This is a genomic window from Microbacterium suwonense (assembly GCF_030296555.1).
Lineage (GTDB): Bacteria > Actinomycetota > Actinomycetes > Actinomycetales > Microbacteriaceae > Microbacterium > Microbacterium suwonense.
Window position 1 is genome coordinate 1,197,693 of the sequence record NZ_AP027728.1, and the last position, 21,369, is coordinate 1,219,061.

Genomic DNA, 21,369 nt, shown 5'->3' on the forward strand with positions numbered 1-21,369 from the left:
GACATCGGCGAGGAGTTCGGCGTGACCGATGCGCCGGGCAAGGTGCTGCAGACGCTCGTCGCACTGCACGTGGACAGCCTGGAGAGCACTGCCGCCCGCCTCGACCTGGACAGCGTCATGCAGGTGGCCAACTCCATCGCGGCCGCTCGTCACGTCGACATCTACGGCGTCGGCGGCAGCGGTGTCATCGCCCGGGAGTTCCAGGGGCGCCTCTACCGCATCGGGGTCAACGCGCACGCGTGGTCGGATGTGCACGAGGGGCTCACCAGCGCCGTGATGCAGAACTCCAGTTCCGTCGCGGTGGGCATCTCCAGCACGGGTCGCACCGAGGAGACCGTGCAGATGGTGTCGCAGGCGGGTGCCTCCGGCGCCTTCACCGTGGCGATCACGCACGACGCGGACTCGTGGCTCGCCGGGCTCGCCGACGTCTCTCTGGCCACCGCCGAACCTTCGCACTACCTGCGCCCGGACGATCTGTCGGTGAAGCACTCTCAGCTGCTCGTGCTCGATCTGCTGTACCTGCTGGTCGCCCAGCAGATGTTCGGCGAGGCTTCCACACGCCTGGCGGCCAGCGCGATGGCGGTCTCGGCGCACCGCCGGTCGCCGCGCGCCCCCAAGCCCGCCTCCATCGCCGCCGAGGAGACCCGATGACTGCGACAGCATCCGCACTGCTCCACGAGGCGACTGCCCGGCTCGACCGGCTCGCCGCCGGCGCCGAGGCCGGAGCACTCGATCCCGCCATCGCGCACATGGTCGACGCACTGGACCGCGGCGGCGTCATCCAGGCCTTCGGCACCGGACACTCCGAGGCGTTCGCGATGGAGATCGCCGGACGCGCCGGCGGGCTCATCCCCACCAACCGATTCGCCCTGCGCGACATCGTCCTGCACGGCGACCGGGCGGTCGACGTGCTCACCGGCTCACTGGAGCGCGAGCCGTGGGTCGTCGACGAGCTGATGGCCACCGTCCCCGTGGGCGAGGCCGACGTGTTCCTGATCGCGTCGAACTCGGGCGTCAACGGCTCGATCGTCGGCACGGCGCTGTGGGCGCAGCAGCATGGTCACGCGGTGATCGCGGTCACCAGCCTGGAGCACACCACGCGCGTGCAGCCGAAGCACCCAAGTGGAAAGCGGCTCAGCGAGATCGCCGACGTCGTCATCGACAACCTCGCCCCCTACGGCGACGCGACCCTGGAGGTCGCGGACGGCATCGCCGCCGGCGCGATCTCCTCGATCACCGCAGCGTTCATCGCGCAGCTGCTGACGCTCGGCGTCGCGCGCACGATCAGCGATCGCGGTGACACGCCCCCGATGTACATCTCCGCCAACATCCCCGGCGGCGATGAGCACAACTCCGTCCTTGAGGACCGCTACGCGGGCCGCATCCGACGGGGAGCTTGACTTCCGAGCTCATCCTGGGTCCCTGAGTTCGTCGAAGGGCCCGCAACCCAAACACCGATCACATCACAACGGAAGGTATGAAGATGGAACTCAATGAAGCATCCATCAGCCGTCGCAACCTGCTGCGAGGTGCGGCGACGGCTGCACTGCTGCTGCCGTTCGGCGCCACCCTCGCCTCGTGCGCTGCACCCGGAGGCGGCAGCGGCGACGGCGACAAGAAGCCGGCCGGCGACAAGACGACGGCCGACAACCCGTTCGGCGTCGCGGCGAACTCGAAGGTCGACGCCGTCATCTTCGACGGCGGCTACGGCATCGACTACGTCGAGAACTCGGCGAAGATCATGGAGGGCAACAAGAACCTCGACGGCGTGACCGTCAAGGTCGCATCGTCCACCAAGATCGCCCAGGAGCTGCAGCCCCGGTTCGTCGGCGGCAACCCGCCGGACCTGATCGACAACTCGGGCGCCAACTCGATCGGGTGGAACACCATCCTCGACCAGCTCGAGGAGCTCGACGACGTGCTCGACTCGGACAGCCTGGAGGGCACCAAGATCAGCGACACGCTGTTCGGCGGGGTCAAGGCCCCGGGCACCTTCGACGGCAGGTTCGTGGCACTGAACTACGTCATGACGGTGTACGGCATCTGGTACTCCTCCAGCCTGTTCGAGGAGAACGGCTGGACCGTCCCGACCTCGTGGCAGGATCTGAAGGCTCTCGGCGCCGCCGCAAAGGAGAAGGGCAAGTACCTCTTCCTCTGGGGCAAGGAGGCGGCGACCTATTACAACACCATGGTCGTGGACTCCGCCGTCATCCAGGCCGGCGACGACTTCCGCATCCCGTTCGAGAATCTCGACCCGAAGGCCTGGTCGCACCCCGCGATCCAGAGCATCCTCGAGATCCTGCACGATCTGATCGCCTCGGGCTATGTCAAGCCCGGCGGTGGCGGCACGCAGTTCACCCAGGCTCAGGCGCAGTGGAGCCTGGACCAGGATGCGCTGCTGTACCCCTCGGGCTCGTGGATCGAGAACGAGATGAAGAAGACCACCGCCGACAACTTCAAGATGAAGGGCTTCGCGGAGCTTCCCTCGACGGCAACCAGACCACACCGAAGGGCACCATGCGCGCCGAGGCCGGCGAGCCGTTCATCGTCCCCAAGAAGGCGAAGAACCCGGCCGGCGGCAAGGAGCTGCTGCGCACGATGCTCTCGCAGGAGTCGGCAACCGCGTTCGCCAAGAACAAGCTGGCGCCGACGATCGTCAAGGGCACGGTTCCCGCCGACGGCTTCGGCTCCACGGCGCTGGTTTCGCAGTCCGAGATGCTGGAGGCCGCTGGTGAGAACGTCTTCACCATCAAGTCGACCAACCTGTACGGAATGAACTCCGATCAGCTGCCGATCTGGAACTCGTTCCTGGACGGCAAGATGACGGTCGCTGAGATCACCAAGCAGCTCCAGGCCATCGTCGACAAGGTCCGCGAGGACAGCTCCATCAAGAAGATCGAGATCAAGTGAGCTACTCCACCGTCAGCGGTGGACCGGGGTTGGAGACGGCCGCGGTCACCGCAGCTGGGGCGGGTCGGCGCAAGCCGGCCCGCTTCGGGCGGCGCCAGCTGACTTTCGACTACGTCTCGTTCCTGCTGGTGTTCCTGGGCCTGCCTCTGGCGATCTTCCTGATCTTCGTGATCTCGCCGTTCCTGCAGGCCCTGTACTACGGCATGACCAACTGGACCGGCTTCTCGGACACGATGGACTTCGTCGGCATCGCCAACTTCGTCCATCTGTTCAATGACCCGACCTTCTTGCGCGCGATGCTCAACAACGTCGTGCTGGCCATCTTCGTCCCGCTGATCACGATCGTGATCGCGATGATCTTCGCCAGCATGATCACCGTCGGCGGACCGAGCCAGGGCCAGGTGCGCGGGCTGAAGGGCTCGAGCTTCTACCGCGTCATCTCATTCTTCCCGTACGTGATCCCCGCGATCGTGATCGCGATCCTGTGGAACATGATCTACACACCCAACGGCCTGCTCAACGGCATCCTGGGCGTGTTCGGCATCGACACGAACCAGTTCGCCTGGCTGGGAGACGAGCGCACCGCCATGGGCGCGACGATCTTCGTGATCGTGTGGAGCATGGTCGGCTTCTACATGATCCTGTTCATCGCCGCCATCAAGGGGATCCCCGCCGAGACCCTCGAGGCCGCCCGCATCGACGGAGCCGGCCGCTTCCGCACCGTCATATCGATCCTGCTGCCGCAGATCCGTGACAACGTGCAGACCGCCTACATCTACCTCGGCATCATGGCATTGGACGCGTTCGTCTACATGATCGGCCTGAACTCCACCGGCGGCCCGGGCAACAGCACGCTGGTGATGAGCCAGTACCTGTTCCGCACGGCCTTCGAGAAGGGCCAGTTCGGGCTGGCCACCGCGATGGGCGTGGTCCTCGCCGTCGTCACACTGCTGTTCGCCGCGCTGGTCATCGGCGTGTTCCGCCTGATCGGCGGCAAGGATGAAGGAGGACGCGCATGAGCACCGAGACGCGCGCCGCGATCACCATCGATCGCGGGCAGAAGCCCCAGCGTCCGACACGCGCCGTCAAGTCCACCACGGGCGACAAGGCGGTCAGCGGCGTCTCCCATGCGGTGATGGGGATCTGGTCGCTGGTCGTGATCCTGCCGATGCTGTGGACACTGATCGGCTCGTTCAAGACGACCAGGAGATCTTCGCCTCGCCGTTCGGCCTGCCCGCGGAGTGGAACTTCGACAACTACATCAGCGCCTGGGTGGACAACGCCTTCGGCCGGATGTTCCTGAACACCGTGATCGTCGTGGGCGTATCGCTCGTGCTGGTGATGGTGCTCGGGGCGATGTGCGCCTATGTGCTGGCCCGATTCTCCGTTCCCGGCGGCAAGGTGATCTACTACCTGATGCTCGCAGGACTCACCTTCCCGGTGTTCCTCGCCATCGTGCCCCTGTTCTTCATCCTGCAGAACATGGGGCTGCTGAACACCCTGCCGGGTCTGATCATCACCTACGTCGCGTTCGCGCTGCCGTTCACGGTGTTCTTCCTGTTCTCGTTCTTCAAGTCGCTGCCGTACGAGATCCAGGAGGCCGCCTACGTGGATGGCGCCAGCGAGTGGCGCACCTTCTTCCAGGTGATGCTGCCGATGGCCAAGCCCGGCATGGCGGCAGTGGCGATCATGAACTTCCTGGGCCTGTGGAACCAGTTCCTGCTGCCGATCTCGCTGAACACCGACAAGGACAACTACGTGCTGTCCCAGGGCATGGCCTCGTACGCCTCCTCAGCGGGCTATGCACTGGACTTCGGCCAGATGTTCGCCGCCGTGATGATCACGATCATCCCGGTGCTGATCGTCTACATCCTGTTCCAGCGTCAGCTGCAGGGGTCGGTCTCTCAGGGCACTTCGAAGTAGCATCCGCTTGCCCGCCCACGCGCCCCTCCCGGCCCCGGCCGAGGAGGGGTGCGTGGCGTTGAGCCTCGTGCCGATGGGCGAATTCGCATCCGCTCCGACATGACCTACTCTCGTCCCATGACCCTGCGTGCGCTCCCCGGCTCCGCCGCATGGCGCTCGTGATCGTGGGCGCGGCTGCGGTCGCGCTCACCGTGGCCCTCGGCGTCTCCCGGCCCTGGATGCCACCGGCCGAGACCGCCCCTGTCGCCGCCGCGCAGAATGATATCTCCCCCGCTCCGCTGACGCTGCCCGAGCATCCGAGAGTGCTGGTCTTCGGCGATTCGTGGACGTACGGCTCGGCGGCCACGCCGCGAACTGAGGGATATGCATACCTTCTCGCCGACCTTCTCGACGGCGAGACCGTCGTGGACGGAGTGCGGGGCAGCGGCTACCAGAAGCCCGGCATCGACGGCCCCGACTACGGCACGCGGATCCGCAGTCTGGACGCCGCGATCGCTCCCGACCTGATCATCGTCCAGGGCTCCATCAACGACCGGCGGGAGGACGCAGCGCCATTCCCCGCGGCGGTGGACACCGCCTGGGACGCGCTGACGTCGACCTTCCCCGATGTGCCGATCGTCGTGCTCGGACCGGCGCCGCACGAGCTGCCGGTCGGGGCCGGCACCGCGCGGATCGATCGCGACCTGGCGCGTCTGGCCGCCGAGCGCCTGTGGTGGTACATCTCCCCCGTGCAGGATCGCTGGATCACCGCGGCGAACTACCTCGATGTGATCGATGTGGACGCCGGGCGCAAGCATCCATCCAACGCCGGCCACGAATACCTCGCCGAGAAGGTCTATCAGGCCCTGGAGGGGTTCATGTCCGCACCGGTCACCGCGGCGGACGGGACGGCGCAGCAGCCGGCGAAGTAGCATCCGCCGCTGGGTACTCGACGTTTCCTGCGGCGACCACCGCACCCGGGGTGAGTTCTGCGGGGACGACTCGACCGTCGGGCATCAGATGCCCGACATCCACGCCGTGCGCGATCAGATGGTCGGCGATGAGGCGCCGGTGGCAGCGCCACCAGACCGCCTCGGAGCACATCACTGCGGGCGGATGCCGTGGATCGGCCTGTGCGATCAGCTGCTCCAGACCGCGCGCGAACTCCGCCCCCATCGCGTAGTCGGCGTAGTTGTGGAAGCTGCGGTTGCGCCAGAGCGCGTTGACCTCGTCTGGCACATCGTGCTGCGCCGGCCGGCGTCCGGTCAGCTCCGGGACGTGCTGATAGCGGATGCCGGCCTCCGCCAGGCTGGAGGAGAGGTCGTCCTGATCGAACCAGGGACACCGCCGGGAGCCGGGCAGCCGCCGGACGTCGATGATCGTGCCGACGCCCGCGCCGCGCAGCAGCGCGAGGAAACCATCGAGCGGATGCGTGGAATGCCCGATCGTGAGGATGGCGGGCTCAGTCATCGATGCGCGTGAGCGCGCTGCCCTTGTGCGCCGCGACGTGTTCGGTCTTGTCGCTCTTGATCTCGTACTGCGGATCGTCGTCGCTGGCCCGGTGGGTGTGGCCCTTGTAGTCGAAGTCGGAGGTGTGCACCTTCGTGATGCGACCGCTCACATGCCCGGCCTCGGAGTTCCACGTGACGTGGTCTCCGACCGTGAACCGCTGAGACATGCTGCGCTCCTTCTCCGCCTCCGACTGCGACGTCTCCGGTATTCTCCCTCTGCGCGCGGTGCACCACCAGCCCCCAGGGGGCGGTGCGTCGACATGCGCGCCGGCGGCATGTGGGCGGGTTGGTAGCCTTGAGCCGCATATGAGCAATCAGTCGGATACGGTGAAGCTCCTGCTGCTCGGTTCTGTGCAGGCCTACGTGGGAACGCGGCAGGTGGCCCTGCGAGGCCGCGCGGCGAGAATCGCCCTGGCACGGCTGGCACTGGCAGGGGGACGTCCGGTGCCGGTGTCCGCACTGATCGATGATCTCTGGCAGGAGAAGCACCCGCGAGACGCCGTCCATGCCCTGCAGGCGCACATGCATCGCCTGCGTGCGCTTCTTCCCCTGCACATCGAGTTCGTGAACGACGGGTATCGGATCGTGGGCGGCGCTGCCGAACTCGACGCGAAGCTGTTCGGCGAGCTGTCCGAACGCGGCCGCTCCCACCTCGCGGCGGCCAGGCCGGAGCAGGCGGCATCCGACCTCGAGCAAGCCCTCGGCCTGTGGCGGGGACCCGCGCTCGGCGAGATCGATGATGTGCCGGGCTTGAGGCCCTTCGCCGTCCAGCTCACCGAGATGCAGAAGGCCGCGATCACCGACCACGGCGAGGCGCTGCTGCAATGCGGCAGAGGCGAGTCGCTGATCACCGGACTGCGCGCCTCGCTCGCCCTCGATCCACTGCAGGAGACGGCCTGGCATCAGCTCATGCGGGCGCTGTGGCACACCGGGCGGGAATCAGAGGCGCTCAACGCCTATGCCAACGCCCGGGAGTCATTCCTCGACGTGCTCGGCGCGGAGCCTGGCACGCGTCTGGCCGAGCTGCACGCCGCGATGCTGTCCGGCGCGCCGGACGAGACGCCACCGGCCGTCCGGGCCGCGAGTGCCGGGCCCGCGTCGGCGCCCATCGCCGACGGCCCGGTGCTCGACGGCCCGGTGCTCGACGGCCCGGGGCTGGTCGGCCGGCGGGAGGAGCTCGCGTCGATGGAGCTCGCCTTGAGGCGCAGCCGCGAAGGCACGCAGTTCGTGACAGTGAGTGGCGAACCCGGAATCGGGAAGACCCGACTTGCCGAGGAGCTGAGACGACGGGCGACGGCGTCGGGAGCGATCGTCCTCAATGGGGGCTGCGATCCCTCGGTACCGGTCGCACATCTTCCTTTCGCCCAGATGCTGCGGGACTACGTGCACTCAGACCAGGACGACGACCCCGAGCTGCGACGCCGCGCACCGGAGCTGGCCAATGTGCTGCCCATGCTCTCCGGGAGACTCGGCGACGACCCCGTCCCGCCTGCCGACGGTGCACGCGAAGTCGACCCCTACTCGACGATGGACGCGATCACGGCATGGCTGGCGCACCTCGCCGCACGCCGGCCGCTCGTGCTGATCATCGACGACCTGCAGTGGGCTGATCCGCAGACCCTGCTGACCCTGCGACATCTGCTGCACAGCCCGCGCCGGGTGAAAGCACTGGTGGTGCTGTGTCTGCGCGATATCCGGCTGCCGGTCGATGAGGATTCGCCTGTGAGCGAGTTCCTGCGGCAATCCGACCGGGTGACGCACATTCCGCTCACCCGATTCACCGACGACGAGACGGCGGAGCTCACCGCTGCCGAGCGAGAGCTCTTCCCGACCGCGGCCGTGCCGCACTGGCTCGACGAGTACGTGCTCAGCGCCGCCGGCGGGAACCCGCTGTTCATCGTGGAGCTGACCCGCCAGCTGCTCATCGGCGAGGTCGACGACGCGGGCGGGATCCCCCTCTCCCCACGGGGATCACAGCGGTCATCCAGAGCAGGATCGAACACCTGTCGCCGGAGACGCTCGCCATCCTTCAGCACGCCGCCGTGATCGGACCGAGCTTCGAACTGGCATCCGTCGCGGCACTGTGCGATCTGAGCCCCGCACAGACTGAGGCGGATCTGCAGGCTGCGCAGGACGGCCGACTGATCGAGACGACACCGACGGACGCCTATCGCTTCTGGTTCAGCCACGATGTCGTGCGCACCGTGCTGTACGAGTCGCTCCCGGTGGTCGAGCGCGCGCGGCTACATCGCCATGTCGCCGAATCGATTGCGGCGGAGAACACGGATGATGTGCTGAAGAAGCACGAATCCCTCGCACATCACTACCGGCATTCCGACCTGGCCGATGCGGCGATCCGAACCGCCGAGCACCTGCTCCTCGCCGGTCGGGAGGCGGCAGCACGAGGTGCGCTCGCAGCAGCTCGGGATCAGTTGGCGGAAGCGCTGACGCTGCTGGGGCCGGACCAGGAGGACCCACTGCGCTGCGATGTGCTGACCGCGCTCGGGCAAACGCAGCTCCGCTCGGCCCGACCCGAATACCGGGAGACGCTGCTGGAGGCGTCACGCCTCGCCATCTCCCTCGGGGACTCGGCGCGTCTGACTCGTGCGGTGATCGCCAACAATCGCGGTTGGTGGTCCAATACCATCGCTGTGGACCACGAGCGCGTCGCTCATATCGAAGCCGCGCTGGCGCAATGCCCGGAGCAGGACGAAGCCGCACGTGCGCAGCTGCTCATCGCCTGGGCACTGGAGAATACGCGCGACACGGCTGCGCGGCCCTCGGTTCTCGAAGCCGCCGAGCGGGCGCTGGAACTGGCGGAGCGCACCGGTGACGACCACGTGCTCGGCTCCGTGCTCTCGCACCGTTACGCCGTGCTGTATGCCTCGTTCGGCTCACCGACCGAGTGCCTGCGGGTCAACGAGCGCCTCCTGGCACTCTCCAACAAGCACGGCAGTCCCAAGATGCGCCTGTCTGCGGCGCTGGGGCTGGCACAGTCCAGCATGCGCCTCGGCGAGTTCTCTCTCGCCGATCGCTATCTCCACGAGGCCGCGCAGCTGGCCGAGACGCTCGACGATGCGAATCGGATGTGGCTCGTGCGCGGCTGGCAGGCGATGCGCGAGATCACACGCGGGCGGTTCGACAGAGGCGAAGCGCTCATGACCGAGACCTTCCAGTTGGGCGACCGCACGGGTCAGGCGGATGCGCTCACCTGGTTCGCAGGCCAGCTCTTCACCGTGAGGATGCTGCAGGGAAGGCTGAACGAGATCATCGCGCACGTTCGCGATCAGGTCGGCACGGTCGCCGATCACGTGCCGTCGTGGAAGGCCGCGATGGCGCTCACGCTGGCGCGCACCGGATACCAGGATGAGTCCGCAGCCCTTCTTGACGAGTTCGCCGCCGACGATTTCGCGCGGATCCCGCGTGACATGCTCTGGCTGAACGGCCTGCACTACTTCGCCATGACCTGCGAGGCGCTCGGCCGCGCCGACGCCGCGGCCGCCCTGTACCGGCTGCTGCTCCCGTTCAGCGGCATGGTCGCCACCAATGCCACGATCGGCGCCGGGCCGGTCGATCTGCACCTGGGTGTGCTGGCTCGGCTGCGCGGGCAGCACGACGTCGCCGACAGACATCTGCAGGCTGCCGCCGCCCTGTGCCGTCGTATCGATTCGAAGGCGTGGTTGGCTCAGGTGGAGCAGCGCCAGGCCGCGCCCCGCACCGAACACGCCGGCTCCCCACGATAGAAACGGTGATCAGCGGCAGCCGCCCGACGAAAACGGCCCGGCCTCCGAAGAGACCGAGCCGTCAAACGTGCCCCCGACAGGAGTCGAACCTGCGACCTACGGTACCGGAAACCGGCGCTCTATCCACTGAGCTACGGAGGCGAACCCATCGATCCTATCAGTCGCGCGCGGTGCATCCGACGTCACCGCAGACCGTAGAGGTCACCCGATTCCGACCGCCAGTGCCACCACCGCGAGCAGCGGCAGGGCGCCCTGCATCGCCGAGGCGCGCAGCTTCGATCGATCGGCCAGCACCAGCACCAGCGCTGCGGCCAGCATCATGCCCGTTCCGGCCAGAGCGAGCGTGACTCCCACGGTCTGCGAGCCGGCGACGACCAGCACCACGCCGAGGAATACAGTGAGCGCCAGGAACAGGTTGTAGAAGCCCTGGTTGAACGCGAGCTGTCGCATCGTCTCGGCATCCGCCTCGCTGCGCACACCGAAGAGCCGGCGTGTGGCGGGTTGCGTCCAGCGCAGTGATTCCAGGACGAAGATGAACACGTGGAAGGCGGCGGCGAGGGCCGCGAGGATGAGGCCTGCGATCAGCATCCGTCGATTCTCCTCCACCGCGACCAGCGCGAGGAAGCCCTCAGATCAGGAACACCGGCAGCAGCCCGGGGTTGTGCGCGTGCACGAGCACGGCGAACACGACGGCGTCGAAGAGCAGGTGCACAGTGACGACGTAGGCCAGCGAGTGCGTACGCAGAAAGATCCAGCCCTGCAGCAGCGCGAACGGGATGGTGAGCACCGGACCCCAGGCACGGTAGCCGAGCTCCCACAGGAATGACACGAACACGATCGCCTGCAGAGCGTTGGCCGCCATGTCGGGAAGGTGTCTGCGCAGCAGGGCGAAGACCGTGCAGATGAAGAACAGCTCATCCCAGATGCCGACGGCACCGACGCCCACGAACAGCCGCGCGATGAGCTCGGGAGAATCGACGACGGGCCAATTCTGATAGACGCCGCTGGTGATGAAGTAGAACGGCAGGATCAACCAGCCGAGCACCAGCACCGCCGCGAGCCACCCCCACTGCCACCGATTCCAGCGACGGTGCACACGCCACGGGAACGAGACCGCCCGGTCGCGGAAGACATACCGCGAGACGACATACGGCACGAGCACCGCTCCCCGAGTGCGAGGGTGAAGCGCAGCATCGCGGCGTTGTCGAGCTGTGCCTCCAGCGAGATGGCGTGCACGATCAGCATCCCCGCCGCGATCAGCGCCAGATCGCGCGTGAGCGAGGGAAGGCGCCTCTCCCCAATGTCCCAGGTGGGCCGTTGCCCCGCCGACACGGTGACCGTTCTCGGTGTCCCTCGCTCGATCAGGGCCGCCACGCCGACGCCTGCGGCGATCAGCACCCAGCCGGCCCACGTCCAACCGAGCACGAAGAACGACGGCGCCGCCAGGCATACGAGCAGGGCGGGCGCCAGCCGTCGCCAGGCGGCAGAGGTCACCCCGCGGAACCCGGCGGTAGGTGAGGTCGCGGATCTCGCGTCCCTTCGCGATGCCCTTGCGCTCGAACGCGGTCATCACCCGGCCGTCGAAGCGCTCGGCCCATTCCCCGTCGAAGGCCCGCTCGAACTCGGGCGCATCGTCGAGCACCTCGCGCATCTGCAGCGCGTAGTCCTCCCAGTCGGTGGCGAGCCGCAGCAGTCCCCCGTCGGACAGCGCGTGCGCCGCCGTGGCGGGGAAACCTGCGCGGATCAGCCGCCGCTTGACGTGACGCTTCTTGTGCCACGGATCGGAGAAGAAGATCCACACCTCCGAGGCGGCTCCCTCGGGCAGGTACGGCGAGAGCACCTCCGGTGCGTTCGCCTCGACCAGGCGCAGGTTGCGCACGCCGGCGTTGTCGGCGTCGAGCATCGTGCGCGCGAGGCCGGCACGGAACACCTCGACGGCGAGGAAGTCGACATCAGGACGGGCGGATGCCGCCGATACGATCGCATGCCCCTGCCCGGAGCCGACCTCGACGATCAGCGGTGCGCTTCGGCCGTATGCCGCTGCCACGTCGAGTCGGGCGTCAGGATGCACGGATGTCGTGGCGATGCCCCGCGGAACATCGATCAGATAGAACGAGGACAGCTCCTCGAACGCCCTCTCCTGCCCCTCAGACATCCGGCCACTGCGGCGCACGAACGACACCGGCTCGTCACGAAAGACGCGTGGTTCTGGCATCCCTCCAGGGTACCGGGGCCGTTCATCCGAGGCAGGGCCACGCGAACGGCCGCTCACGACGTCGGCTCGGTCACGAAGTCGATGAGTTCCTCGACCCGGCCCAGCAGCGCAGGCTCCAGATCACGGAACGTCGTCACCCGCGACAGGATGCGCTGCCACGCGTGCGCGATGTCGGCCTGGTCTTCGGCCGGCCAGCCGAAGGCCCGGCAGATGCCGGTCTTCCAGTCCGTGCCGCGCGGGATCTGCGGCCAGGCGCGGATGCCCATCGCCGCCGGCGTGACGCACTGCCAGACGTCGATGTACGGATGCCCGACGATCTTGAGGTGCTTCCCGTGCGGCCCGCGCAGGATCTGCTCCACCATCCGGGTCTCCTTCGACCCGGGCACCAGGTGGTCGACGAGCACGCCGTAGCGGCGCTTCGGGCTGGGCGGCTGCTCGGCGAGCAGCCCATCGAGCAGGTCGATGCCCTGCAGGTACTCGACCACCACGCCCTCCACACGCAGATCGGCGCCCCAGACCTTCTCCACCAGCTCGGCATCGTGCCTGCCTTCAACGAGGATGCGGCTGGGCAGCGCGATCTTGGCGCGATCGTCGGATGCGACGAAGGATCCGGAGGCCGTGCGTCGGGTGCCTTGCTGCTTCGCGGCCGGCAACGTGAGACGCACAGGCTTGCCCTCGATGAGGAACCCGCCGCCCAGAGGAAAGCTGCGCCGACGTCCCTTCCAGTCCTCCAGCTCGACCAGACCCGCCTCGACACGGGTCACCGCCCCGCAGTACCCGTCGTCGGCGACCTCGACGACGAGATCCTTCACCGCCGGCACATCGCTCGCCTTCGCGAATCCGCGCTCCCGCCATCCCGCCGCGAGCACATCGCCGCCGTACCTGTCGTCCATGCCCTCCAGGGTATGCGGGTCCGCGACGAGCGAACGGCGAACTCGCCCCGGATGCTGTCGCGTGTCGGCCGCAGTGCATAGACTCGTTCCATGGGGGCGCGGCTGCCGGTCGGAGGGATCACTATGCGAAATCGGTGGCTGATGCTGGCCGCGCTGCTGCTCGGCACGATTCTGGGCGGGTTCTCACTCAGCGCGGCGTCCGCGACCGCGCCGGGGCCGCTCGACAGCGGCACGCGCATCACCGATGTCAGCGGAGTCCTCACAGCGGCACAGAAGTCCGCTGCGGACGATCGCCTCTCCCAGCTCTCACGCGACACGGGCGTCGACCTCTACGTCGCCTTCGTCCCCACGTTCACGGACGCCGCCAACGATGTTGATTGGGTCAGCCGTACCGCGAACGGCAACAACTTCAACGACCGTCAGTACCTGATCGGGATCGCGACGGACCAGGGATCCTTCGCGATGGCCGGGCCCTCCAGCGGAGGCCCGATCTCCGTGACGCAGCGCTCGCAGGTCACCGATGCGATGCTGCCCTCCCTGCGCCAGCACGATTGGGCCGCGGCGATCGACGCGGCTGCAACCGAGATCCATGACATTCGCGTGGATGCACCCGCGCGCGCCGCCCAGGGCTGGACGGTCGCTGCGATCATCGTCGCGCTCATCGTCCTTGCCATCGTCGTCGTGCTTCTGGTTCGTCGTGCACGCAAGCGGGCCGCCGAGAAGGCCAGGCGCCAAGCCGCGCTGGCCGAGCTCGCGCAGCAGGCCAGCATCGCACTGGTGCGCACCGACGATCTCGTGCGCACCAGCGAACAGGAGATGGAGTACGCCCGCGCGCAGTTCGGCGATGATGTCATCGGCGATTTCGTCACAGCCCTGGAGACATCGCGCAAGAACCTCGATGAGGCATTCTCGCTGCAGCAGAAGCTCGACGACGAGATCCCCGACACCGATAAGCAGAAGCAGGAGTGGTATGAGCGCATCCTGCAAATGTGCTCCGAGTCCACCCAGGTGCTCGAGCAGCGCAAGGCCGACTTCGACGAGCTGCGTCAGCTCGAGCAGAACGCACCCGCAGCGCTGGAGAACGTGCGGCGGCAGCGAGAAGCCGCTGGCGCCGAGATCGATCGCGCAGATCGGATCCTCGAGTCCCTCGCCTCGACATACGCCTCCGCCGCATTCTCGGCGGTGTCCGACAACACCGCGCAGGCCCGCTCCCGCATGTCGTTCACCGACGCTCAGATCCAGTCGGCCGAACAGGCTCTCGCCTCAGGTCAGACGGGAGATGTGGCCGTCGCCGTGCGGGCCGCAGAGGGTGCCGTACAGCAGGCCACGCAGCTGGAAGACGCCGTCGAGCAGCTGCAGCATGATCTCGAAGACGCCGACGACCGCGCCGAGGCGCTGATCGCCGACCTCAACGCCGATCTGCAGACCGCGCGAGGACTGCCCGATACGCAGGGTCTGGCCGCTCACGCGATCGCGGGCACAGAGCAGGGCATCCAACTGGCGCAGAGCCAGCTCGGCTCATCCGGCCGCAATCCCGTCGAAGCCCTCCGCGTGCTCGAAGCGGCGAACACCGCCATCGACAGCGCGATTGCGCACGTCCGCGAAGAGCAGGCGAAGATCCAGCGTGCCGCGACCATGCTGGCCAACGCGCTGCAGCGTGCCAGCGTGCAGGTGTCCTCGGCAGAGAGCTACATCCTGAATCGACGCGGCTCCGTGTTCGCCACCGCGCGCACCCGCCTCGCCGAAGCGCGGAGATCACTGGATCAGGCTCGTCATCTCGCACAGTCCGACCCCGTGCAGGCATTGTCGCTCGCTCAGCGCGCCGACCGTCTCGCCGCCGAGTCGCTGCGCCTCGCGCAGGGCGACTACGGGGACTGGGGAGGCGGAGGCGGTGACGACAGCCTCGGTGCATTCCTCGGCGGCATCCTCATCGGCCAGGCCGGCAGTCACCGCAGCAGCACCTGGGGTGGCGGCGGCTGGAGCGGAGGAGGAGGCGGACTCTTCGGGGAGGCCACAGCAGCAGCGGCAGCAGCGGCGGCTTCTTCGGCGGGAGCGGAGGCGGAGGCTTCTCCGTAGGCGGCTTCGGCGGAGGCGGGGGCGGCCACTCCGGAACAAGCGGCGGCCACTTCTGAGGATCAGTCCACACGAACTCCCCCGGGCCACACAGCACTCATAGACGGCAAGACAACCATCCGATAAGAAAAGGAATCACAAATGGCCAAGGAATCCATCTTCGGACGCATCTCCACACTCGTCCGTGCGAACATCAACTCGCTCCTCGACCAGGCTGAGGATCCGCAGAAGATGATCGACCAGCTCGTGCGCGATTACACCAACAACATCGCCGACGCCGAGTCCGCGATCGCGGAGACCATCGGCAACCTGCGTCTGCTGGAGCGCGACCACGAGGAGGACGTGCAGTCCGCCACAGAGTGGGGCAACAAGGCACTCGCCGCCAGCCGCAAGGCCGATGAGCTGCGCGCGAGCGGCAGCACCGCCGACGCCGACAAGTTCGACAGCCTCGCCAAGATCGCGCTGCAGCGCCAGATCAGCTCCGAGCGCGAAGCCCGCGCGTCCGAGCCGCAGATCGCCTCGCAGACCGAGATCGTCGACAAGCTCAAGAGCGGCCTGAACGGCATGAAGGACAAGCTCGGCGAGCTCAAGACCAAGCGCAGCGAGCTGCTGGCGCGCGCCAAGGTCGCCGAGGCGCAGAACAAGGTGCAGGATGCCATCGGCTCGATCAACGTGCTCGACCCGACCAGCGAGCTGGGCCGATTCGAAGACAAGATCCGCCGCCAGGAGGCACTGGCCCAGGGCAAGGCCGAGATCGCCGCATCGTCGCTCGACGCGCAGTTCGAGAGCCTCGAGGATCTCGGCGAGCTGACCGAGGTCGAGGCGCGCCTCGCCGAGCTCAAGGCCGGCAAGCCGCAGGCCGCCCTCGAATCCGAGTGATCGGATGGGTGGATGCCGCACCTCCACGGCATCCACCCTCCCCTCCTCCCGGAGAGACCATGACCCGTTTCCTGATCGTGCCGCAGTGGCAGGGCTCTCCCGCCGCGCGTGCGATGCTGCTCGTCGATGGCGCGATGTCCATCTCCGGCGACCTGCCGAGCAGGGACACCACGGTTCTCGACGTCCCCATGGAGGCGGGCGACTCACTCGGCACCGGAGTGCGCCGGCTCAGCTCGCTGCTGCGCGTGCGCGACCTGATCGCCGAGACCATGACGGATGCCGAGGAGCAGACCGTGATCGTCGGCGGCGACTGCAGCGTCAGCGTGTTCGCCCTGTCGACCCTCGACACCGCCGATCTCGCGGTGCTGTGGTGCGACGCGCATCCCGACGTGAACGTCCCTTCGTCCTCACCGTCGGGTGCGTTCTCGGGGATGTCTCTGAGTGCGATCCTCGGCGAGGGGGAACCGCAGCTCGCGCTGAATCCCGGCATTCCCGCTGAGCGGATCGTGCTGCTGGGGGCCCGCAGCATCGATGAGGGAGAGCAGTCCCGGCTGGAGTCGGTCAGCTCGCTCACCGCCGATGACGCGCAGAACCCGGATGCGGTCGCCGCAGCGATCCGTGCCACGGGCGCCTCCCGCGTGTGGGTGCACATCGACGTGGATGTGATCGATCCCCCGGAGTTCGAGGGTGTCTCCGATGCGGAGCCGTTCGGCATCGGGGCCGCAGCTCTCGCTGCCGCGATCAAGGCGGTTCGGGCGACGACGCCCTCGCTGGTGCGACCATCGCCGGCTTCGCGCCGCGCAGCCCTGCCGATGCCGTGCAGGACATGGGCACCATCCTGCGTCTGATCGGTGCTGTCGCGTGAGCGGCGACTGGCGCGCGGAGGCCGAACGGGTACTGGAACAGGGCCGACGCTTCGATCGCCGCATCCCATCATTCCTGCTGCGCTCCCCGATCAGTCGCATCGGCTATTGGTGGGGCACCTCGGTCGGCTGGGTGTGGGGCCTGCTGTGGAGCACGCGCCGGGTGGAGCGCCGGAACGGCCTGTGGGTGTTCCGCGGCCTGCCGAACTGGGCCTACCGGCGCGGTGGCGTGTGCGTGGGCGGTTGCTATCTGACCGGTGACGCCGACCCCTCAGACGCGGTGCTGCGCCATGAGGCCGTGCACAAGCAGCAGTGGCTGCGGTACGGCTTTCTCCTGCCGGTGCTGTATCTGTTCGCCGGTCGGAATGCGCTGCACAACCGGTTCGAGATCGAGGCTGGTTTGGAAGACGGCGGCTACGTGCGCCGCTCCCGCAGGTAGCGCTCGGATCCCGCGCTCACGTGGTCAGAAGACCGGCAGCCCGTAGCGTGTGGGGGCATGGATCGCACTCGCCTCGACACCGCACTGCTGCGTGAGGTGCTCGACGAGATCTGCAGTGCTCAGAAAGCCGCCCAGCAGCGTCGCCTCTGTGCGCAGTGCGCTCTCGGAGTCGTCACACAGCATCTCGTCCGCCCAGGCCGTCGCGGCACGGGTCAGCACCTCGCCTGTCGCGCGGCGGATGCCACCCCGGCGCGTGCGCGGCAGCCAGGTGACCGTCATCCGCGGCGGAGCTGTCACGATGCTGATGTCGTCCACCTCGGGAACCTCGATGAACACGCGGCCGACCGCGCACAGCGGCAGCGTCGCGAGCACGACCTCCAGCTCGGCGAGGGAGTGCTCGTCGGCGGTGATGAGGTGCTGCACCTGAGGACGACGGGATGCCCTGCGCGCAGCGCGGGTGCTTGCGCGTGCGGTCGTCTCAACGGTGCTCATGATCTGTCCATGCTAACACCGGATGAAGGGTTGCCTAACCTTCATCACGAGACTCCTTCGACGAGAGGGCGTCTGCTCAGTCGATCAAAGCGTCGTGCAGCGCCGCCAGTTCGGCATCCGTCAGACCCGCGCTCTGCAGGTAGTCGGCGACCGACCCGTACCGTTCATCGATACCCGCCAGTAGGGCCGCCATCACCGGGGCGGGCGACTCGGTCGCCAGCTGGATCGCGTTGCGCGCATCCGTGAGGTGGGTGCGGAAGTACTCGACCACGGCCCGATTTCGCTCTACGGGAAGCTGAGATGCGGTGAATGCGTAGTCGGCGACCACTGCATCGCGATCGGCGCCCACCGCGCTCAGAGCGAGTGCCACGGTCACCCCTGTGCGATCCTTCCCGACCGTGCAGTGCACGAGCGTCGGCTCACCCGCGGCGATCACTCGCACCGCCTCGACCAGGCGCCGGGCCGATTCATCGACAAGGTGACGATACATGGCGGCCAGATCCATGTTCTGCTCGAAGAAAGAGCCCACCGAACCGAGGAACAGCGGTACGCGGGTGATGGGCACCGAGCGCAGCACCGACGGCTCGGCTTCGACTTCGGCATCGTCGCGCAGATCGACGACCCGGCGCACGCGCTCGGACAGCATCGCCCGGCCCGCAGGGGTCAGCCCCGCCAGTTTCCCGGAACGCAGCAGCACACCAGGGCGCACGCGGGCCGCACCGACGGGAATTCCGCCGACGTCCCGCAGGTTGTCGACACCGGGAACGCGAATGACCGTCACCATTCCAGCCTAGGCGAGAAGCGCCGGACACCTGGAACGCACCCGAATGCAGATTGTCAATCCAATCGCCACAGCTGGACGCATATTGCGCACAATACTTCATATATTACTTTTCGATCTGCTGTCGCATTTCCTGTGAACGGCATCCGATAGCAGAATATGGCCGTGGCACAAGACACCAGCGAGTTCCGCTACCTGCCGGCGCAGGCCGACACGCTCGGCACCACCGCACCTCCGGCTCGACGCATCTCACTCCCGCTGGCGGACGGGCGCACGCTCAGCGCGCTGCGATTCGGTGAGGGCGCGCCAGAGGTCACGCTCGTACACGGCGCCGGCCTGAACGCGCACACCTGGGACACCGTCCAGCTGCTGCTGAACCGACCCGCTCTTGCGATCGACCTGGCCGGCCACGGCGACTCCAGCTGGCGCGACGATCTGGACTACTCCCCTGCGGCGCTCGCCGCTGATGTCATCGCTGCGATCACGGAGTGGACCAGCGCCCCGCAGGTGCTCGTCGGGCATTCGCTGGGGGTCTCGCTGCTGCGGTGGTCGCGGCCAGGCATCCGGAGCTGATCCGCGAGCTCATCCTGGTCGACGTCGTCCCCGGGCTCGACACCGACGCCGCCCCCGCGGTGCTGCGCGAGTTCTACCAGGTCACCGACTTCGCCTCCCGCGATGAGGCGGTCGACCGGGCCGAGAGCTTCGGCTTCGGCGGCACGCGCGCCGACACCGAACGCGGAGTCTTCTTCAACACCCGAGTACGCGCAGACGGCCGGGTCGAGTGGAAGCATCACTTCGCGCAGATCATCGGCCATGCCTTCGACGCCCTCAACGCGCAGAACCGCGCATCGGAGGGACGCGACCCCTGGATCGACCTCGCCGCCGTCACCGTACCAGTCACCCTCCTGCGCGGCTCGCACGGGTTCCTGCAGGACGCCGACGTCGCCGAATTCACCCGTCGGCTCCCCTCGGCCACCGTCATCACGGTCGATGCCGGCCACAACGTGCAGGAGACCGATCCCGCATCCGTCGCGTCTGCAGCATCCGACGCCCTCACCCGTTCCCACTGACCCGGCCTGCGCCCGATCTGCAGCACCGTCCCGACTCACCGCACCTATTCCCGAGAGGACACATCTTGTCTCGCTTCCGCACTCCCCGCCGATCAGCCCGCCTGACCGCAGTCGGCATACTCGCCATCGGAGCTCTCGTCCTCACAGCCTGCGGCGGTGCGACCGAGTCGACCACGCCCACCCCGACGGGAAAGGCCGACCCGAACGCCGAGCTCACTGTCGGCTTGGTGCTCGAGCCCACCAACCTCGACATCCGTCACACCAGCGGCGCGGCACTCGAGCAGATCCTCGTCGACAATATCTATGAGGGCCTGGTCACCCGCACGCAGGACAACCAGATCGAGGACCGCCTGGCCAGCTCTCACGAGATCTCCCCGGACGGACTCACCTACACCTTCACCCTCAACGAGGGCATCACCTTCCACGACGGCAGCGCACTGACCTCCGCCGACGTGGTGTCGTCATACGAGGCGGTGAAGACGGATGCCGCAGTGCAGGGCAACACCGAGTTCGCCGGCGTCGAGTCGATCACCGCCCCCGACGAGAAGACCGTCGAGATCACACTCGCCTCGCCCGATCAGAACTTCCTGTTCGCCCTGACCGGCCCCGCGGGGCTCGTGTTCAAGACCGGTGACGAGACCGACCTGAAGACCGCCGAGAACGGCACCGGCCCCTTCACCCTGCAGCGCTGGTCCAAGGGCAGCGCGATCACCTTCGCCCGCTACGACGACTACTGGGGGCAGAAGGCGGGCCTCGCACAGGTGGTCTTCCAGTACATCCCCGACTTCACCGCCGGCGTGAACGCTGCGCTCGATGGCAGCGTCGATGTGCTGACCGCCGTGGATCCGAACCTGGTATCGCAGCTGGAGGACAGCGGGCAGTTCACGATCACCACGGGCCGCACCACCGACAAGGCGACCCTCGCGTTCAACAACGTCCGTGCACCACTCGACGATCAGCGCGTGCGCAAGGCGCTTCGGCTGGCGATCGACCACGAAGCGCTCGTCGAGGCGGTCGGCGCCGGCGAGACGCTGTACGGGCCCATCCCCGAGCTCGACCCCGGCTATGAGGATCTGTCGGACGTCGCCCCGTACGACCCGGACGAGGCCAAGGCCCTGCTCAATGAGGCCGGCGTCGAGGAGCTCGATCTCACCCTGACGATCCCCTCGTTCTACGGAACCACTGTGGCGCAGGTGCTCGTCTCCGACTTCGCGAAGGTCGGTGTCTCGCTCGAGGTCGACCGCGTGGAGTTCGCCACGTGGCTCGAGGACGTCTACAAGCACCACGACTATCAGCTGAGCTTCGTGCTGCACGTCGAGCCCCGCGACTTCGGCAACTGGGCGAACCCCGACTACTACTTCGGCTACGACAACCCGAAGGTGCAGGAGCTGTACGCCCAGTCGCAGGCCGAGCTCGACCCCGACGCGTCCGCAGAACTGCTGAAGAAGGCCGCCCGGATCGTCTCCGAGGACGACGCGGCCGACTGGCTGTACAACGGCGCGACGCTGACGGCACTCACTCCGGGCGTCTCCGGCTTCCCGAAGGACTCGATCAACTCGCGCATCGACCTCGCGGGCATCACCAAGACCGCCGGCTGA

The 21,369-nt window shown here is 67.5% G+C and carries 21 protein-coding genes, 1 tRNA gene and 3 pseudogenes; 16 read left to right on the forward strand and 9 right to left on the reverse strand.

Annotation, left to right across the window (positions count from 1 at the left end; all coding sequences use genetic code 11):
* Positions 1 to 21 precede the first annotated feature (21 nt).
* The 7 genes and pseudogenes from QUE33_RS06100 (at position 22) to QUE33_RS06130 (ending at position 5,744) form a co-directional block, all read left to right on the forward strand.
* On the forward strand, positions 22 to 651 hold the full coding sequence (locus tag QUE33_RS06100; RefSeq protein WP_286302521.1) for a MurR/RpiR family transcriptional regulator: 630 nt from the start codon (positions 22 to 24) through the stop codon (positions 649 to 651).
* Positions 648 to 1,400: an SIS domain-containing protein gene (locus QUE33_RS06105; RefSeq protein ID WP_286302522.1), complete on the forward strand. Its 753-nt coding sequence runs from the start codon at positions 648 to 650 to the stop codon at positions 1,398 to 1,400. The genes QUE33_RS06100 and QUE33_RS06105 overlap by 4 nt, the downstream gene beginning before the upstream one ends.
* Positions 1,401 to 1,483: 83 nt before the next feature.
* Positions 1,484 to 2,776 carry an extracellular solute-binding protein gene (locus tag QUE33_RS06110; protein WP_286302524.1) on the forward strand — a complete coding sequence of 431 codons (1,293 nt, stop codon included), beginning with the start codon at positions 1,484 to 1,486 and terminating at the stop codon, positions 2,774 to 2,776.
* Complete coding sequence (locus QUE33_RS06115; protein ID WP_286302527.1) at positions 2,773 to 2,910, forward strand: hypothetical protein; 138 nt, start codon at positions 2,773 to 2,775, stop codon at positions 2,908 to 2,910. The genes QUE33_RS06110 and QUE33_RS06115 overlap by 4 nt, the downstream gene beginning before the upstream one ends.
* Positions 2,911 to 2,939: 29 nt before the next feature.
* Complete coding sequence (locus QUE33_RS06120; protein ID WP_378760838.1) at positions 2,940 to 3,929, forward strand: carbohydrate ABC transporter permease; 990 nt, start codon at positions 2,940 to 2,942, stop codon at positions 3,927 to 3,929.
* 116 nt (positions 3,930 to 4,045) lie between these two features.
* Positions 4,046 to 4,833: pseudogene (locus tag QUE33_RS06125) on the forward strand (carbohydrate ABC transporter permease).
* Between the two features lie 149 nt (positions 4,834 to 4,982).
* A complete protein-coding gene (locus QUE33_RS06130) occupies positions 4,983 to 5,744 on the forward strand; it encodes an SGNH/GDSL hydrolase family protein (protein ID WP_286302531.1) in 762 nt (253 codons plus the stop codon).
* Here QUE33_RS06130 and QUE33_RS06135 read toward each other — a convergent pair.
* Together QUE33_RS06135 and QUE33_RS06140 are read right to left on the reverse strand one after the other, a co-directional pair.
* A complete protein-coding gene (locus QUE33_RS06135; RefSeq protein ID WP_286302532.1) occupies positions 5,704 to 6,282 on the reverse strand; it encodes a DUF488 domain-containing protein in 579 nt (192 codons plus the stop codon). The genes QUE33_RS06130 and QUE33_RS06135 overlap by 41 nt on opposite strands.
* Positions 6,275 to 6,490, reverse strand: coding sequence for a hypervirulence associated TUDOR domain-containing protein (locus QUE33_RS06140; protein ID WP_286302534.1), 216 nt, complete (start codon positions 6,488 to 6,490; stop codon positions 6,275 to 6,277). Before QUE33_RS06140 ends, QUE33_RS06135 begins: the two co-directional genes overlap by 8 nt.
* A gap of 160 nt (positions 6,491 to 6,650) precedes the next feature.
* On the opposite strand from QUE33_RS06140, the gene QUE33_RS06145 reads away from it, so the two are divergent.
* Both QUE33_RS06145 and QUE33_RS06150 read left to right on the forward strand, forming a co-directional pair.
* Positions 6,651 to 8,369 (forward strand): ATP-binding protein, encoded by a 1,719-nt coding sequence (locus QUE33_RS06145; RefSeq protein ID WP_286302535.1) that lies wholly within the window; start codon positions 6,651 to 6,653, stop codon positions 8,367 to 8,369.
* Positions 8,366 to 10,066 (forward strand): ATP-binding protein, encoded by a 1,701-nt coding sequence (locus tag QUE33_RS06150; protein WP_286302536.1) that lies wholly within the window; start codon positions 8,366 to 8,368, stop codon positions 10,064 to 10,066. Before QUE33_RS06145 ends, QUE33_RS06150 begins: the two co-directional genes overlap by 4 nt.
* Before the next feature lie 68 nt (positions 10,067 to 10,134).
* Here QUE33_RS06150 and QUE33_RS06155 read toward each other — a convergent pair.
* The 5 genes and pseudogenes from QUE33_RS06155 to QUE33_RS06175 form a co-directional block, all read right to left on the reverse strand.
* Positions 10,135 to 10,207 (reverse strand) — tRNA-Arg (locus QUE33_RS06155).
* A gap of 60 nt (positions 10,208 to 10,267) precedes the next feature.
* A complete protein-coding gene (locus QUE33_RS06160; protein WP_286302538.1) occupies positions 10,268 to 10,654 on the reverse strand; it encodes a DUF1304 domain-containing protein in 387 nt (128 codons plus the stop codon).
* 40 nt (positions 10,655 to 10,694) lie between these two features.
* Positions 10,695 to 11,560: pseudogene (locus QUE33_RS06165) on the reverse strand (CPBP family intramembrane glutamic endopeptidase).
* Position 11,561: 1 nt separating this feature from the next.
* Positions 11,562 to 12,281: pseudogene (trmB, locus tag QUE33_RS06170) on the reverse strand (tRNA (guanosine(46)-N7)-methyltransferase TrmB); the annotation flags it as partial.
* Between the two features lie 53 nt (positions 12,282 to 12,334).
* Entirely contained in the window at positions 12,335 to 13,174 is an 840-nt protein-coding gene (locus QUE33_RS06175; protein WP_286302539.1) for a DUF3097 domain-containing protein, read from the reverse strand.
* Between the two features lie 90 nt (positions 13,175 to 13,264).
* On the opposite strand from QUE33_RS06175, the gene QUE33_RS06180 reads away from it, so the two are divergent.
* The 4 genes from QUE33_RS06180 (at position 13,265) to QUE33_RS06195 (ending at position 17,428) form a co-directional block, all read left to right on the forward strand.
* Positions 13,265 to 15,250: a TPM domain-containing protein gene (locus QUE33_RS06180; RefSeq protein WP_286302542.1), complete on the forward strand. Its 1,986-nt coding sequence runs from the start codon at positions 13,265 to 13,267 to the stop codon at positions 15,248 to 15,250.
* A 138-nt stretch (positions 15,251 to 15,388) separates the two neighbouring features.
* The gene (locus QUE33_RS06185) at positions 15,389 to 16,126 is read left to right on the forward strand and encodes a PspA/IM30 family protein (RefSeq protein ID WP_286302544.1); all 738 of its coding nucleotides are present in this window, start codon (positions 15,389 to 15,391) and stop codon (positions 16,124 to 16,126) included.
* Between the two features lie 59 nt (positions 16,127 to 16,185).
* On the forward strand, positions 16,186 to 16,974 hold the full coding sequence (locus QUE33_RS06190) for an arginase family protein (protein ID WP_286302547.1): 789 nt from the start codon (positions 16,186 to 16,188) through the stop codon (positions 16,972 to 16,974).
* Positions 16,975 to 16,987: 13 nt separating this feature from the next.
* Complete coding sequence (locus QUE33_RS06195) at positions 16,988 to 17,428, forward strand: Fe-S oxidoreductase (protein WP_286302548.1); 441 nt, start codon at positions 16,988 to 16,990, stop codon at positions 17,426 to 17,428.
* A 24-nt stretch (positions 17,429 to 17,452) separates the two neighbouring features.
* On the opposite strand, the gene QUE33_RS06200 is transcribed toward QUE33_RS06195, so the two are convergent.
* On the reverse strand, positions 17,453 to 17,920 hold the full coding sequence (locus tag QUE33_RS06200) for an SIP domain-containing protein (protein WP_286302549.1): 468 nt from the start codon (positions 17,918 to 17,920) through the stop codon (positions 17,453 to 17,455).
* A gap of 76 nt (positions 17,921 to 17,996) precedes the next feature.
* Positions 17,997 to 18,704 (reverse strand): tyrosine-protein phosphatase, encoded by a 708-nt coding sequence (locus QUE33_RS06205; protein ID WP_286302550.1) that lies wholly within the window; start codon positions 18,702 to 18,704, stop codon positions 17,997 to 17,999.
* A gap of 162 nt (positions 18,705 to 18,866) precedes the next feature.
* Between QUE33_RS06205 and QUE33_RS06210 the strand changes: the two genes are divergently transcribed.
* The 3 genes from QUE33_RS06210 to QUE33_RS06220 all read left to right on the forward strand — a co-directional run bounded on the left by QUE33_RS06210 (position 18,867) and on the right by QUE33_RS06220 (position 21,369).
* Positions 18,867 to 19,274: an alpha/beta fold hydrolase gene (locus tag QUE33_RS06210; RefSeq protein ID WP_286302551.1), complete on the forward strand. Its 408-nt coding sequence runs from the start codon at positions 18,867 to 18,869 to the stop codon at positions 19,272 to 19,274.
* Positions 19,247 to 19,771 (forward strand): alpha/beta fold hydrolase, encoded by a 525-nt coding sequence (locus QUE33_RS06215; protein WP_286302553.1) that lies wholly within the window; start codon positions 19,247 to 19,249, stop codon positions 19,769 to 19,771. Before QUE33_RS06210 ends, QUE33_RS06215 begins: the two co-directional genes overlap by 28 nt.
* A 65-nt stretch (positions 19,772 to 19,836) precedes the next feature.
* Complete coding sequence (locus tag QUE33_RS06220; protein WP_286302554.1) at positions 19,837 to 21,369, forward strand: ABC transporter substrate-binding protein; 1,533 nt, start codon at positions 19,837 to 19,839, stop codon at positions 21,367 to 21,369.

Bases quoted from the DNA above. Each gene is read 5' to 3' on its own strand.
- QUE33_RS06105 (WP_286302522.1), top strand. From the start codon at position 648: ATGACTGCGACAGCATCCGCACTGCTCCACGAGGCGACTGCCCGGCTC.
- QUE33_RS06110 (WP_286302524.1), top strand. From the start codon at position 1,484: ATGGAACTCAATGAAGCATCCATCAGCCGTCGCAACCTGCTGCGAGGT.
- QUE33_RS06115 (WP_286302527.1), top strand. From the start codon at position 2,773: ATGAACTCCGATCAGCTGCCGATCTGGAACTCGTTCCTGGACGGCAAG.
- QUE33_RS06130 (WP_286302531.1), top strand. From the start codon at position 4,983: ATGGCGCTCGTGATCGTGGGCGCGGCTGCGGTCGCGCTCACCGTGGCC.
- QUE33_RS06135 (WP_286302532.1), bottom strand. From the start codon at position 6,282: ATGACTGAGCCCGCCATCCTCACGATCGGGCATTCCACGCATCCGCTC.
- QUE33_RS06140 (WP_286302534.1), bottom strand. From the start codon at position 6,490: ATGTCTCAGCGGTTCACGGTCGGAGACCACGTCACGTGGAACTCCGAG.
- QUE33_RS06160 (WP_286302538.1), bottom strand. From the start codon at position 10,654: ATGCTGATCGCAGGCCTCATCCTCGCGGCCCTCGCCGCCGCCTTCCAC.
- QUE33_RS06175 (WP_286302539.1), bottom strand. From the start codon at position 13,174: ATGGACGACAGGTACGGCGGCGATGTGCTCGCGGCGGGATGGCGGGAG.
- QUE33_RS06180 (WP_286302542.1), top strand. From the start codon at position 13,265: ATGGGGGCGCGGCTGCCGGTCGGAGGGATCACTATGCGAAATCGGTGG.
- QUE33_RS06185 (WP_286302544.1), top strand. From the start codon at position 15,389: ATGGCCAAGGAATCCATCTTCGGACGCATCTCCACACTCGTCCGTGCG.
- QUE33_RS06190 (WP_286302547.1), top strand. From the start codon at position 16,186: ATGACCCGTTTCCTGATCGTGCCGCAGTGGCAGGGCTCTCCCGCCGCG.
- QUE33_RS06200 (WP_286302549.1), bottom strand. From the start codon at position 17,920: ATGAGCACCGTTGAGACGACCGCACGCGCAAGCACCCGCGCTGCGCGC.
- QUE33_RS06205 (WP_286302550.1), bottom strand. From the start codon at position 18,704: ATGGTGACGGTCATTCGCGTTCCCGGTGTCGACAACCTGCGGGACGTC.